This is a genomic window from Paraburkholderia sp. BCC1885, assembly GCF_900996235.1.
Classification (GTDB): domain Bacteria; phylum Pseudomonadota; class Gammaproteobacteria; order Burkholderiales; family Burkholderiaceae; genus Paraburkholderia.
In genome coordinates this window covers 108,919-121,507 of sequence record NZ_CAAJGM010000066.1, presented here as the reverse complement: position 1 = coordinate 121,507, position 12,589 = coordinate 108,919, and the positions used below count along the sequence as shown (strand labels likewise).

Genomic DNA, 12,589 nt, shown 5'->3' with positions numbered 1-12,589 from the left:
ATCGTTCGAACCGTCGATTGACGCCCCGGCCTTTCATCAAGGCCGGGGCGTTTTCATTGGCAGTGCCGCAACGACGAATCCGGCGTGCACCAACCTAAGCCTTGCCGCCCGACGGCTTGCCGTCATGCGGACCCATCGGACGCGCCGGCCAGTCCAGCCAGCGATCCGGACGGGTGGCTTCGTGCGCCTCGTTCATCGGATAGCGAATGCGGTTCTCCTGCTTGTCGGTTTCGCCGACGACCAGGAGCCGCACGTCCCGGTCCGTATTATTGATGAAGGTATGGCAAATGCCGGTGCCTGCCGGAAACGCAACGGAATCGCCCGGTTTCAGCGGATGCAGATGGCCGTCGATCCACACATCCGGCGTGCCTTCGATCACGAACACGAATTCCTCCTCCGCGCTTTCCGCGTGCGGATACGACGTGCGGCGGCCCGGCGGCAGACGGCTATGGTGAATGCCGATGCGCTGCAGGCCGAGCTTCCTTGCAAGCGGCGCGCCGATTCCCATGAGTTCCGTGCTGCCCTTGTAATGGGCGTCGTCGGGATTTTCCAGTTCGCTCCAGTGGCGGATGAACTCGGGTCGTTCCATCGAAGTCTCCTTGTATGGGCATGCCTTGTGAGCCTGCCGGCGGTGAAACTCCGATGTTAGCGCGTGAGTGCGCGCAGGCGGTCAAGCAGCGTGTCGATTTCCGCTTCGGTGGTCAGATAGCTCACGGAGGCGCGCGCCACCGCGTCGAGACCGCGCGCTTTCATATCGAGCGGCGTGTAGGCCGTGCCGTTGCTGCCGATCGACACGCCTTGGGCGGCGAGTGCGCGCTGCACCGCGCCCGCTTCGTAGCCCGCCACGTTGAACGCCACCAGCCCCGAACGTTCGCGGCCCTGATCGAGCACGCTCACGCCGTCGATCCGTGCAAGTTCGGCACGCAGGGTCTGCGCCACGGCGTCGATACGGGCACGAATGTTTTCAAGGCCGATGTCCAATGCTTCCTGCAACGCGTTGGCCAGGCCGCAGCGCAGCGCCGGCGCCAGTTCCGAGGGTTCGAGGCGCGTCGCGTCGTCGCGCAGCACGGCTTCGCCGTCGGCGTCGAGCGGGGCCGAATGGGTGTCGACGAACGCGGGCGTGAGCCGTGGCAGAAAGTCTTGCCGCACATATAGCAGCCCGGTTCCGCGCGGCCCGCGCAACGCCTTGCGGCCTACGCTGGTCAGCACGTCGCAGCCGATTTGCGTCACGTCGATGGGCAATTGCCCGACGCTTTGCGCCCCGTCGATGAAGTACGCAATGCCGTGGCGGCGCGCGATCTGTCCGATGGCCGCAGCCGGATTGATGAGGCCGCCGTTGGCCGGCATCCACGTCAGCGCGATCAGGCGCACGCGCTCGTCGAGCATCGCTTCGAGCGCCTGCGGATCGACGGCGCCGCTCTCATCGGAGGGAATCGTTTCGATCGACGCCCCCGCGCGCTCAGCCGTCAGGTACATGGTGGCGAGATTGCCGCCCCATTCGTGGCGGCCCACGAGGATCCGCTCGCCGGGTCGCCAGGCGCCGAGAGCGGCGAACGCGCCGCCCCACGCCGACGAGTTGCCCGTCGTCACCGCGATCTCCGACGGCTGCGCGCCGAGCAGGCGCGCGGCGAGCGTGCGCGCCTGGCCCGTTTGCTCGCGTGCGGCGACGCCCGCTTCCATCGGGCCCATGGTGGCTTCGAGCCAGAGATGAGCGCGCATCGCTTCGAGCGTAGTCGTGGACGGCAGGGACGAACCGGCGTGGTTGAAGTGCGTGGTGTGCTGCACGCCCGGCGTCTGGGCGCGCAGCGCATCCACGGCGGCAGGGGTAAGAGGGGCGGGCATGGCTTAAGTGCTCCAAGGAGGCAGACAGGGTTATGGGGCTGCGGCTTTTGAGTTGCTTTCGCAGGCGGCGCGTCAGGCCTGCGGTCCTCATGTGGGCTATTGTCGCCGAGACGGTCAATCCGCGCAGGCCGCGCCATGTTTTGCGGCGACAGGTAATCTGATTATCATGTGGGTCTTCGCCCGGCATTCCCGCCAGGCGCATGATCACGGCGGCCTCGCAGACGCTGCCGGCAGCCAAGTCACTTATGAACACGACCCCCGATGCTGTGACCCGCCCACCCATGCGCTCCCTGACGCCCGTCGAGGCGCGCGTGGTGGGTGTGCTGGTCGAAAAACAGCACACCGTGCCGGACACTTATCCGCTTTCGCTTAACTCGCTTACGTCCGGCTGCAACCAGAAGACGGCACGCGCGCCGGTGATGAATGTCACCGAGGCCGAAGTGCTTGCCGCGATCGATGGCCTGAAGCGCCTGAGCCTGGTGCTCGAAGGCAGCAGCAGCCGGGTGCCGCGTTTCGAGCACAACCTGAATCGCGTGTTGCGCATTCCGAGCCAGTCGGCTGCACTGCTGACCGTGCTGATTCTGCGCGGCCCGCAGACCGCCGCGGAATTGCGGCTCAATGCGTCGCGTCTGCATGACTTCGCGGATATCTCGTCGGTCGAGGTATTTCTCGACGAACTCGCCGCGCACGAGCCGCCGCGTGTGGTGAAGTTGCCGCGCACCCCCGGCGAGCGCGAAAGTCGCTGGATGCATCTGCTATGCGGCGAGGTTAGCCTGAGCGATCTGCCTGCGCGTGGCGCCACAGCGGACGACATCATTCCCTCGGCGGACGTCGAGGCGCTGACCGCGCAGGTGAAGCGCCAGGGTGAGGAACTGGCGCGCCTGCAAACGCTCGTCGAACATATGGCGGCTGAACTGGGCATCGACCTCGGCAAGTTCACGCGCGAGCCATAACGCATGTCAATGCGAGCACGGTTCAGTCGCCCGGAAAATCCCCGAACGGGTTGCCTGTCTCTTTCGATTCGGTGCTCAGGTTGTATTCGGCGCGCACGGCCTTGAGCACCGCCGCGATGTCGCGCTCGAAACCGGCCGCGTTGCCGAAGTGCTTCATGTCCCAGTTGCAGCCGCTTGCATCGGGCTCCTGAATATGCGGCCGGGGTACGCGAATCTTCACGCCGTCCTCGACGATTTCATGCACACGATGCAGCCGGCGGTTAACCTCCTGCTGTAGCTGCGATGCGTTAAGTGTTTTGCGTGTCATCGAACCGTCTCCTTCGTAGTGCTGCTTGCAAGTCTAACTTGCCTCAGTGTGTGGGACGCCGCGCTTGCGGGTTTTGGAAGAACCCACGCACCAGGCCATGTGCTCATTATCTTCTCGCTGTTCTTGCGGGTAATCACGAAGCACTGAACTGTCATCGAGCCAAATTCGCCTGGTTAAGCGCCGCCGCTCAATGAGCCTGCGGCAACAGTTGAAGCTGATGCACGGTTTTCCCCGGCAAGAACGGCGTTGCGTCGCCGTGTACCCACGCCTCATGTCCCGCGAGGAAGTACGGCGACAACGGATGGCCTGATTGTCCACCCGGCATTTCGAGGAAGCCATTCTGCTCACGCCCCGGCGACACGACGATCCGTTCGGATGCGCCAAACGATGGACCCTGCACGCGCGGCATGTTGAAGTCACCCGGCAGCGGATCGGCCGGTGCGCTAAGCCAGCCGCGTACCGATGCCAGCCAGGCCGGTACGATGCGCGCGAACGGATGCTCGATTGCCGCGCGATTGCGCTCGCCCCAATGCGCGTCCGCGAGTTTCACGCCCGGCGGTAGTTGTGCGATGGCGTGGTCGATCCGCTCGAGCATGAATGCGCGCCAGTCGGCGACGCCATCCGGCACCCAGGCGTGATGGGCCGCCAGCGCTTCCATCACCACCTCATAGCGCGAACTGGCGCTGCGGAAATCGGGCGGCGGGATGTCCGGGTTTTTGCCTAGGGTCCTGGCGAGGTCCGTGTCGAGCTTGCCGAACCAGCCGTCGTAAAGCGAGAAATAAAACGCGCGCACCAGCCGGTAACCGACCGCGTCCGTATCGGCCCGGCCATTCCAGGCAAGCACGAGGCGCTGGAATTCGGCGCGCTGGGGATGATCGCGCAGCGCGTCGGCGTCGAGCGCGGAGAGGGCGAGACGACGCCAGGTGTCGATCCAGAGTGCGCGGTCGTCGGTCTGGATGGCGAGCATGTCGTGCTCGCTGGCATGCGGTAAAGCGAGCAGGTCGTCGCGGATCTGCGAGGCGCGCGCGCCGACGTCGGCCCCTGCGTCGCCGAGCAAGGCTGCTTCGGACGCGGGCAACGTGTGGTTGTTCGCCGTCCATAGGCGGCCAAGCGGCGGATCGATGCGCGACGGATACGCGTCCGGCGCGAGATAACCTTGCCAGTTTCGATAGGTATCCGAATCAAATGGCAAATCGTCGACGGCATTGCCCGAGGCAATTGCAGCGTCGCTTCTACGTGGCAACGGCCCGGCCAGCGTCCAGCCGATCTTGCCGTGCGCGTCCGCCACCATGAAGTTTTGGGTTGGAATGCCGCTGGTTTGCGCGACGTGCAGTGCGTCCGCGACGCTCGTGCTGTCTTCGAGATGCTGCAGGTTGACGTTGACCGCCTGCGGATCGTGCGCGACCCAGCGCAGCGCGTAGGCATGCGAGCCCGCCACGATCTCGGGACCCCATTGTGTATCCATGACGGGCAGATCCACCGGCGCGCCACCCTTGACGTCGATGCGTTCGTGATGAACGGTGGCGCGTTGCCAACCACCGCCGGCTACGCGGTATTGCAGCGGATCGGCGGGATTGCGCTGCAATTCGATCAGGTCGATGAAGCGGCCGTAGCTGTTGGTGAAGCCCCAGGCGACCTGGCCATTGCTGCCCGCGATCACGATGGGTCCGCCAGGCAGACTCACGCCCGTCACATGCCGTGGCTTGCCGTCCGCGCCTGGCCATGTCAGCGAAAGCCGATACCAGATATTCGGCAATGACAGGCCCAGATGCATGTCGCTGGCAAGGAGCGCGCCGCCATGCGCGCTGTGTGCAGCGTCGACGGCCCAGCCGTTGCTGCCGATCATTGCGTGGTCAGCCATGAGGCTGTTGTCTGCGAGTGGCGTGCCGGACAGGTTGATGCTTGCGGATTGCGAGGCGCTCAACCAGTCGGGACGCGTGGCAGGTGGCGTGGCGAGTGCCACGGCGGGTGAGGCCGCGAGATCGAACGGTGCGTCCCAGTGGCTGGAGGTGGGCAGCAGGAATGCGAACAGGTCGGCGGGAACGCGTTCGCGCAGCGCCGCGCGCGAGAGAATCCGGCTGACCTCTTGAGACTGCAGGTCGAGATACATCGCGTAGATGACAAGCAGCGTGTCCTCCGGTCGCCACGCCGCCGGGTGCGTGCCTAACACCCAGTATTCGAATGGACGCGATTTCAGCGAGTCGAGTCCGTCATTGACGCCGGCCGTATAGCGTTCGATCAGCAAGCGCTGGTCGGCGGTCAGGCCGTTGAACGCCAGCGCGGCGCGGTCGCGAAAGCGATGGGGGCGATTGCGGCGGTCGAGAGGAAGGGCGGCTGGCCCGATCAGCGCCGACATTTCGCCTGCGGCGACGCGGCGCAGCAGGTCCATCTGAAAGAAGCGGTCCTGCGCGTGCACGAAGCCGGTGGCGTAGGCCACGTCCGCGCGCGTGCTGCCGCGTAGCGTAGGGACGCCGAGCGCGTCGCGTTCTATCGTGACCGGAGCGGAAAGTGAAGGGACGCCGTGCGTGCCGTCCAGTTGCGGCAGGCTCGCGCGTAAGGTGAGCCTGCCTGCAACCGCGACCGCCGCGATCAGGATGACGGGAACGGCGAATGCGGCGAGTGCGTATAGCCGGCGTCGCGAGCGGATCGGGCGCGGACGTTCAACGGACAGGTTAGGGCGATTCATCGTGATGGATGAAAGGTCGTGGGGATGGTTTGGCAAGCAGCGCCAAATCGGAGAGATGGCGAGAGACCATATCACGAGCCCATGACCAAAGGCAGCGGGCGCGCGCTTTGGTATATCCCCCGACGCTGAATGTCACGCGCCGTACCTCACGATGCCGTCCCAGCGGCGCAGGCTGGCTGCTGGGACGGTGCCGGCTTAGCCTTCGAAATAAGGCGGCCGGTCGAGATCGGCGATCAGCCCGATCTGTTTCGGCTCCCAGCCCAGCAGTTCCCGGGTGCGTTGACTGGAAGCCAGGTTGTCCATGCCCGCGAAATGCGCGAACCAGCCGAAATGCCCGGCCACGTCCGCACCGTTTTTGCTGACCACCGGCACATTCAGACGCTGGCCAATCACGCTTGCGATATCGCGGAACGCCACGCCTTCTTCAGCCACGGCGTGATAACGCGCGCCTGCTACGCCCTTCTCCAATGCCAGGCGGAAGGCCTGCGCCGCGTCGAAGCGATGCACGGCAGGCCAGCGATTCAGCCCTTCGCCCACATATGCCGAGACACCTTTTTCGCGCGCAAGGGCGATCAGCATGGGCACGAAGCCGTGGTCACCGTCGCCGTGGACAGTAGGCGGCAGGCGCATGATCGACGCGTTCACGCCGCGCGCCACCAACGCCGCGGCGGCTTCTTCCGACGCGATCCGGGGGACGGCGTTCGGGCCGGACTGCGGCATGTCTTCTTCGGTCACGATACGAGTGGACGAAAGCAGACCGGTCCCGGACGTCACGACGAGAGGCCGGTCGGAACCCGCGAGCGCGCCGCCAAGCGCCGCGATGACGCCGCGATCGATCTCGCAGTTCTCCTTGAATCTGGAGAAGTCGTGGATGAAGGCCAGATGGATCACGCCGTCGCAGGCCTTGGCACCCTCGGCGAGGCCGGCTGTGTCCAGCAGATCGCCCCGGTGGACCGCGGCCCCGAGCCGTGTCAAAGTGTCGGCGCCGGCGTCGCTGCGCGCAAGGCCGAGGACCGAATGTCCGGCTGCGAGCAGTTCGCGGACGACCGCCTCGCCGACAAATCCCGTGGCTCCCGTTACGAATATACGCATACTGTTTTCCTCATGGGTTTAGGAACGGATAACCCATTCTCGTGCGCATCGAGACGCAGTAAAAGCCGGGAGCGTATACCGTTATGAGAGTTAACACCCTCGCGGCTTCCGTGCCGCCACACGATAAATTCATTGCCTATGCTGGATCTCCCCTCGCTTGCCGCGCTATCGATTGTCGCGGTGCTGTGTCTGTCGCTGCTGGTGTTTCAGATCGTGACGGGCGTGCCGCCAATGCCTTCGAGCGAATCGGAAGCGGCCGATGTGGTCGCGCTACTGAAGCAGGCGAGCCTGCCGCAACAAGCCGTCGTGTACGAGCTGGGCAGCGGCTGGGGCTCGCTCGTCATCGCGCTGGCGAAGGCGTTTCCGGATGCGCAGATACGCGGCATCGAAATGTCGCCGTTGCCTTATTGGGTCGCACGCTTGCGAACCCGCAACATCGCCAATGTGTCTTTGCGGCGCGCCAATTTCTACGTGTGCGATTTGCAGGACGCGCACGCCGTCACCTGTTATCTGATGATCAAACCCATGCCGAAGCTGGCCGCGCTGCTCGACGGCATGCTCAAGCCTGGCACGGCTGTGGTGTCGCTCACTTTCTGGTTTCGCGGACGAGAGGTCGCGGCAAGCCGCCAGGGCCCCGGCTTGCGCGGCGCCGCAGCATTGTATTTTTGGCCCGCGCACAAGGCCGGTGAGGGGACGTGACAAGCAGCGGCGGCGGCCCCGCCTGGCCGTTCATGTAAGGGCTAGCCCGGGGTAGAGAAGTGTCCAAAAGCGGGATAGATTGCTGACTAGAATAAACGCGTTGTAATGATCGACGGGAGACGCGCGGGACAAAGCAGACCACGCCCGCGCTGGACTGGAGGGGAGCCTGACATGGTGCGCACCGATTTGACGGTACTCGCGGGCGTCGGGATTCTGGCGCTAGCCTGTTTGGTGGTGTGTGGGTTATACGTCTACTGGTCTAGCGATAGCTACCGCAGGCGCAAGCAGCGCTACCGCGCGCCCATGCAGGCCGGATGGGCCATGCAGCGCGCCGGGGAAATGCCTCAGGCCATTGAGACCACACCCGGCACGCAATTAAGCCAACGCTGCAAAACCTCTTTATACAGGCTGATTTTCGGCGAGGCGCACGCCGAAAACGTCGTATTCCTCATGGCCGCCAGCCGAGAGGCCGCGCGCAAGGAAGCGGCGGACGCGCTGGCCGCAATCCACAGCATCACGCCCGATCACGTATCGCTTCACCATGTCGCGTCATTCCGCGAGCTGGTGGAAAGCGGTGTCAGCGAGGATGAAGACCTGCGGCTATTCGAGCTGGCCTGGGAAGGCGCGCACGTCAGCGCATGGGCCGATCACCCGCTGTTTCTGACCGACGACCATTCCCTGCTCGGCAAATGGGCCGAGTTATACGCGGACCTCGCGCGGGAACTGGCGACGAGTGCGATTAACCGGGCGCGCGGATAACGATGCGGCCCGGCGGCGCCCACTCTGGCTTTACGCCACACCCAGCACGTTAAGATGCATCTCGCGGCGGTCGACAAAGCCTAGCGCCCTGTAAATGCGAATCGCATTCTCGTTCGACGAGAAAACGTGCAGGAAGGGCGTTTCACCCCGCGCGGTGATGGTCGAGATCAGCAGCTTCATCAGGCTGGCCGCAAAACCTTTGCCGCGAAATGCCGGATCCGTGCAGACCGCGCTGATTTCGGTGAAGCCGTCGAAGCTCAGACGTTCGCCCGCCATCGCGGCCAGTTTGCCTTCCCGACGCACACCCAGGTAAGTGCCGAGTTCGACCGTACGCGGGCCAAACGGACCCGGCTGCGTCGCCGTGGTGAGCGCAAGCATCTCCGGCGTGTCGGCCTCGGTGAGGATGACATGCTCGAAGTCATTCTGCGGCTCCAGTTCACCTTGCCAGATCATTTGCAGCAGCGCGCCGCTCCTGACCACGGCGAATCCCGCTGGCAGCGCAAACGCGCTGGTCGTGACCAACGCCGCGGGACCTTGCGCTTCGATGAGCAAACGCAAGTCGGCGAACGCTTCCTGGCTGAGATCGGCCAGCGCGCCGAAAGGCGCAATGTCTCCCGTAAAACGCACGGCTTTGCTCTCCACGGCGGCGAAGCGGCGCTGCCGGGTGGTGAGCGCATTCCAGATCACTGCGTCGAGAGGATGCGTTCCAACCGCATTTGCCTGTACATCTGCTTCAGACATCCTGATCTCCTGCTTACCGGTTGCGAGGCGCCGCGAGTCGCCCCAATCCAAGACCCTCGATGAGTTGCTCTTGAACGGCTGCGGCCTGGGTGTTGATAACGTCGGTGCCGAACGATTGACCGACAACCGTGCGCGGGGCGCGCGAGCCATGCGGCTGCGCGACGATCTGGGCGATGGCTTCGGCGACGTCGTGCGGGTTCGGGGCATTTTCGCCCTGAAACAGATCCAGCAGCGTTTTTACCATCTTTGCGGGAATTGTGCCGATTTCCCCATAACTGCCGGCGCGTGCGGTGTCCTCAGGCAGTTGCGCGCTCGCGAAAATATTCGTCGGGTAATTGCTCGGCTGGACGAGCACCACGTCGATGCCTAATTGCGACACTCTTCATAGCGATAACTCTCCGTCAACGCTTCGAGGGCAAACTTCGACGCACCATAGAGACCGAAGAAAGGGAAGGTCACCCGGCCGAGGATCGAGCCCACATTCACGACCAATCCTTCACCCTGACGCCGAAACGACGGCAATACGGCCCGCAACATCCGCTGGACGCCGAACACGTTCACCTCGAAGAGCGCGCGGACCTGATCCGCCGTGAATGCTTCGGAGACGCCCGCCGAACCCATGCCCGCATTGTTGACGAGAACGTCGAGGCGGCCCGCCTGCTCGAGCACCGCAGACACACCCTGCTCGACGGAGACGTCAGGGCTCACACATGGCGGCTTTTACAAGCACTTCGAGTCGAAAGATCAGGTAATCGAAGAGTCGGTCGAGTTGGCTATCGGCTGAATGGTGGAGTCGATGCGACACACGTTGTTAGCGTCGCCCGGAGTACGTGGACTGCAATGGTCAATGACCCGGATCTTTCGGCGTCCATCCTGCGGCAGGCGCGCAAGCACTTGACCGCCCAGACCAGCCGCCATACTGCCGCGACCTGATTACGCAATCAGATCTTCGCGGTACGCTCCGCCACTGCCGGGCGGTTATTGATCTGGGTCGGTTCGCGCCAGTTCGGTTCGAGCCCCATGAACTTGTCGAAGAAGGCGATCGCGAGTCCCGGTTCCTCAATCATGTTTTCGCGGAACGATTGCCATACCGCCGGCTGCGTGATTGATTCGGATGGCTGAATATCGATAGCGCATTGTTCATGCAACGTCGCCTTGAGCGTGCCGATGCAAAAGTACGTCAGCACGTAGCCGGTCGGCCACCAGTCGGCGATATTCCCCGGTGATGGACGCAGTTGCGTCGACGCGTCTTTCTTCACGTGAATGGCTTTTTCGCGCAGCAGATCGCGCAACAGCACGCCGAATACAAACTGAAAATAGTCGGGTGCATTCTGCTGGCGGTAATCCGCGTTGCGCTCCACTACTTCGATCCACGCGAAAAACGCCGTGGTGAATTGACGATCGTCGATCTGGATCTGTAGCGAGTGCCGTTCGCCGTATTCGTCGCAGCAGCGTTGCAGCAACTGGCGGCATAGCGTGAGCTTGCGCACGCGCTTCCACGTCAGTAGTTCCTGAACATCGAGACTACAGATCGGTTGGCTCATCGCTCAACTCCTCGTGAAGCACGCGGTGACGGCATCAGCAAAGATGCGTGATGACGTATTCGATTTCCTGGGCCAACGCATCATGCGGATCCGGACCCTTGAGCGCCTGCCGGAACGCCGCCTCGCGGGCGCCCACCACGTCGGAGAAAAACCGCACGGCGGCATCCGGCTCGCTGGGGATGCCCGAGGTGCAGGTATCTTTTGCCAGAGAGATCAGCGTCAGCATCAGGAACACATAGGTGTTCGGTTCGGTGACGAGCCACCACGGCGCGTTGGCGTCCGGCAGCGTTTCGAAGCGCGTGCTGCGGATCGGCTGCATTTCGATTAACGACAACGCGAGTTGTGCGCAGGCACGGCAAAGCGCGCTGCGCGAGGCCATCACGTTCGCCACCTGTTGCGACGATGACGCGGCGCCCATCTGTTCGAGCGTCGCGCAAATACGATGCTCGAAAATCAGCACGTCCGCTGCGCCGCTTTGCATGATCATGCGTTTGGCCGCCGCGTAATACGCCATGGAGAATTTGCGCAGCGTCTTCGCGGGACCGCGCGAAAGTTCGAGATAGGCGGTGAGCGGCTCTAGCGGAACCGGCGATTTCCAGTGATCTTGCAGGGTCGGTACCGCATGACCCGCAAACGACTCGGCTGTTTCAATCAGATCGTCGGCAAGATGCGCGACCGATTCCAGCGACAAATAGGAGGAATGCTTGAGTGGTGTTGCGGACGACGCCAGCGGCGCGACCGGGCGGTCGCTGCGAATCGGCCCAGGCACATTGCGCGCCGCGTAACGGAGTTGACGCGCACAATCGCGCAACGCGAGCCCGAGCTGGCTAATATCGCGACTCAGATGCTGCGGCAAGGGCGATTTTGACTCCATGGGCGTCTCAATGTTGCAACATTTGAAGTTAAGATAGCACAAGTGTTCAGTAGTCAGATCGACTTTTTTCATCATAGGAGCCGAGGTTGCAGAAAGCGAGTGTTGTCACCGAAAGCGCCGAGAACGACGAGCAAAATCCCGCCCGGCGCCTGCGTTTGCGCGCCGCGTGGATGTATTTTGTCGAGGAAATGACGCAGAACGAGATCGCCCTGAAACTGGGGGTCGGACGCGTGACGGTCGTGCGTCTGCTGGCGGCGGCGCGCGAGCGTAACGAGGTGAAAATCACCATCGGCGATCGTCTTGCGGACTGCGTCGAGGCGGAGCGTCTGCTCGAAAGCCGCTTCGGTGTCGACGAAGCCATCGTCGTGCCGCTCTCGGCACGCGGCGCCGACGCCACTGGACCGGTGGCCGCAGCAACCGGCGCTTATGTGTCGTCGCTGGTGCGCCCGAACATGAGCATCGGCGTAGGCTGGGGACGCACCCTCGTCAACTCGCTGGCTTTCATGAACGAGCGCAACGTCGAGAACCTGTCGGTGGTGTCGCTGCTCGGCGGCATCATGAAAGCGCGCAAGTTCAATCCGGCGGAATTCGCGTGGCGTTTTGCGTCGTTATTCCAGGCGGACTGCTATCTGATGACGGCGCCGCTAGTGGTGGATAGCGCCGAGACGCGCCAAACGCTGATCGAGCGCTGCGGCCTCGGCGATATTTTCGAACTTGCGAAGTCGCTCGACGCGGTCGTGCTCGGTGCGGCCGGCATGGGGGCGGATGCCACCGCGCACCTGTCGAAATTCATCTCGAACGCCGACCGTGCGTCGCTGGTGAAGGCTGGCGCGGTGGGCGACGTGCTGTTCAATTTCATCGACGCAAACGGCGGCATGGTCGATCATCCGATCAACGAACGGGTGATGTCGGTGCCGCTCGAGATCGTCAAAAAAGTGCCGGTGCGCGTGATGGCCGCCGGCGGCGCCAACAAGGTACAGGCGCTCGCCGCCGCGCTGGCGATGGTCAAGCCGACCGTGCTGATCACCGACGAGTACACCGCCAAGGATGTGCTCAAGCTGGCTGGACCGGGCTGAACCGCGCGCGTTCGTA

The 12,589-nt window shown here is 63.6% G+C and carries 14 protein-coding genes; 4 read left to right on the top strand and 10 right to left on the bottom strand.

Translation table 11 applies throughout. The features are described from left to right. Positions 1–94: 94 nt before the first annotated feature. On the bottom strand, positions 95–589 hold the full coding sequence (locus FQ755_RS05710) for a cupin domain-containing protein (RefSeq protein ID WP_144151908.1): 495 nt from the start codon (positions 587–589) through the stop codon (positions 95–97). Between the two features lie 56 nt (positions 590–645). Further along, complete coding sequence (locus tag FQ755_RS05705; RefSeq protein ID WP_144151905.1) at positions 646–1,842, bottom strand: aminotransferase class V-fold PLP-dependent enzyme; 1,197 nt, start codon at positions 1,840–1,842, stop codon at positions 646–648. Between the two features lie 245 nt (positions 1,843–2,087). On the opposite strand from FQ755_RS05705, the gene FQ755_RS05700 reads away from it, so the two are divergent. Further along, the gene (locus tag FQ755_RS05700; RefSeq protein ID WP_144151902.1) at positions 2,088–2,795 is read left to right on the top strand and encodes a YceH family protein; all 708 of its coding nucleotides are present in this window, start codon (positions 2,088–2,090) and stop codon (positions 2,793–2,795) included. Between the two features lie 22 nt (positions 2,796–2,817). Here the strand turns inward: FQ755_RS05700 and FQ755_RS05695 are convergent, their stop codons facing one another. From FQ755_RS05695 to FQ755_RS05685, 3 genes are all read right to left on the bottom strand, one after another. Next, complete coding sequence (locus tag FQ755_RS05695; RefSeq protein WP_144151899.1) at positions 2,818–3,102, bottom strand: hypothetical protein; 285 nt, start codon at positions 3,100–3,102, stop codon at positions 2,818–2,820. A gap of 187 nt (positions 3,103–3,289) precedes the next feature. Then, entirely contained in the window at positions 3,290–5,788 is a 2,499-nt protein-coding gene (locus FQ755_RS05690) for a penicillin acylase family protein (RefSeq protein WP_144151896.1), read from the bottom strand. 195 nt (positions 5,789–5,983) lie between these two features. Further along, entirely contained in the window at positions 5,984–6,880 is an 897-nt protein-coding gene (locus tag FQ755_RS05685) for an SDR family oxidoreductase (RefSeq protein WP_144151893.1), read from the bottom strand. A gap of 138 nt (positions 6,881–7,018) precedes the next feature. Between FQ755_RS05685 and FQ755_RS05680 the strand changes: the two genes are divergently transcribed. Both FQ755_RS05680 and FQ755_RS05675 read left to right on the top strand, forming a co-directional pair. Continuing rightward, the gene (locus FQ755_RS05680; RefSeq protein WP_144151890.1) at positions 7,019–7,579 is read left to right on the top strand and encodes an SAM-dependent methyltransferase; all 561 of its coding nucleotides are present in this window, start codon (positions 7,019–7,021) and stop codon (positions 7,577–7,579) included. Positions 7,580–7,750: 171 nt separating this feature from the next. After that, a complete protein-coding gene (locus tag FQ755_RS05675; RefSeq protein ID WP_144151887.1) occupies positions 7,751–8,338 on the top strand; it encodes a hypothetical protein in 588 nt (195 codons plus the stop codon). A gap of 30 nt (positions 8,339–8,368) precedes the next feature. Here the strand turns inward: FQ755_RS05675 and FQ755_RS05670 are convergent, their stop codons facing one another. From FQ755_RS05670 to FQ755_RS05655, 5 genes are all read right to left on the bottom strand, one after another. Beyond that, the gene (locus tag FQ755_RS05670) at positions 8,369–9,079 is read right to left on the bottom strand and encodes a GNAT family N-acetyltransferase (protein WP_144151884.1); all 711 of its coding nucleotides are present in this window, start codon (positions 9,077–9,079) and stop codon (positions 8,369–8,371) included. 13 nt (positions 9,080–9,092) lie between these two features. Next, positions 9,093–9,458, bottom strand: coding sequence for a hypothetical protein (locus FQ755_RS37995; protein ID WP_260858342.1), 366 nt, complete (start codon positions 9,456–9,458; stop codon positions 9,093–9,095). After that, a complete protein-coding gene (locus tag FQ755_RS37990; protein WP_260858340.1) occupies positions 9,446–9,787 on the bottom strand; it encodes an SDR family NAD(P)-dependent oxidoreductase in 342 nt (113 codons plus the stop codon). The genes FQ755_RS37995 and FQ755_RS37990 overlap by 13 nt, the downstream gene beginning before the upstream one ends. Before the next feature lie 233 nt (positions 9,788–10,020). Next, positions 10,021–10,623 (bottom strand): hypothetical protein, encoded by a 603-nt coding sequence (locus tag FQ755_RS05660; RefSeq protein ID WP_144151882.1) that lies wholly within the window; start codon positions 10,621–10,623, stop codon positions 10,021–10,023. A 34-nt stretch (positions 10,624–10,657) separates the two neighbouring features. Then, positions 10,658–11,497, bottom strand: coding sequence for a hypothetical protein (locus FQ755_RS05655; protein WP_144151879.1), 840 nt, complete (start codon positions 11,495–11,497; stop codon positions 10,658–10,660). Positions 11,498–11,583: 86 nt separating this feature from the next. On the opposite strand from FQ755_RS05655, the gene FQ755_RS05650 reads away from it, so the two are divergent. Further along, the gene (locus tag FQ755_RS05650; protein WP_222105715.1) at positions 11,584–12,573 is read left to right on the top strand and encodes a sugar-binding transcriptional regulator; all 990 of its coding nucleotides are present in this window, start codon (positions 11,584–11,586) and stop codon (positions 12,571–12,573) included. The last annotated feature ends 16 nt before the right edge of the window (positions 12,574–12,589 follow it).

What these genes read in the sequence shown, in the direction of transcription:
- FQ755_RS05710 (WP_144151908.1), bottom strand. Translation starts at nt 589, where the DNA reads ATGGAACGACCCGAGTTCATCCGCCACTGGAGCGAACTGGAAAATCCC.
- FQ755_RS05705 (WP_144151905.1), bottom strand. Translation starts at nt 1,842, where the DNA reads ATGCCCGCCCCTCTTACCCCTGCCGCCGTGGATGCGCTGCGCGCCCAG.
- FQ755_RS05700 (WP_144151902.1), top strand. Translation starts at nt 2,088, where the DNA reads ATGAACACGACCCCCGATGCTGTGACCCGCCCACCCATGCGCTCCCTG.
- FQ755_RS05695 (WP_144151899.1), bottom strand. Translation starts at nt 3,102, where the DNA reads ATGACACGCAAAACACTTAACGCATCGCAGCTACAGCAGGAGGTTAAC.
- FQ755_RS05690 (WP_144151896.1), bottom strand. Translation starts at nt 5,788, where the DNA reads ATGAATCGCCCTAACCTGTCCGTTGAACGTCCGCGCCCGATCCGCTCG.
- FQ755_RS05685 (WP_144151893.1), bottom strand. Translation starts at nt 6,880, where the DNA reads ATGCGTATATTCGTAACGGGAGCCACGGGATTTGTCGGCGAGGCGGTC.
- FQ755_RS05680 (WP_144151890.1), top strand. Translation starts at nt 7,019, where the DNA reads ATGCTGGATCTCCCCTCGCTTGCCGCGCTATCGATTGTCGCGGTGCTG.
- FQ755_RS05675 (WP_144151887.1), top strand. Translation starts at nt 7,751, where the DNA reads ATGGTGCGCACCGATTTGACGGTACTCGCGGGCGTCGGGATTCTGGCG.
- FQ755_RS05670 (WP_144151884.1), bottom strand. Translation starts at nt 9,079, where the DNA reads ATGTCTGAAGCAGATGTACAGGCAAATGCGGTTGGAACGCATCCTCTC.
- FQ755_RS05660 (WP_144151882.1), bottom strand. Translation starts at nt 10,623, where the DNA reads ATGAGCCAACCGATCTGTAGTCTCGATGTTCAGGAACTACTGACGTGG.
- FQ755_RS05655 (WP_144151879.1), bottom strand. Translation starts at nt 11,497, where the DNA reads ATGGAGTCAAAATCGCCCTTGCCGCAGCATCTGAGTCGCGATATTAGC.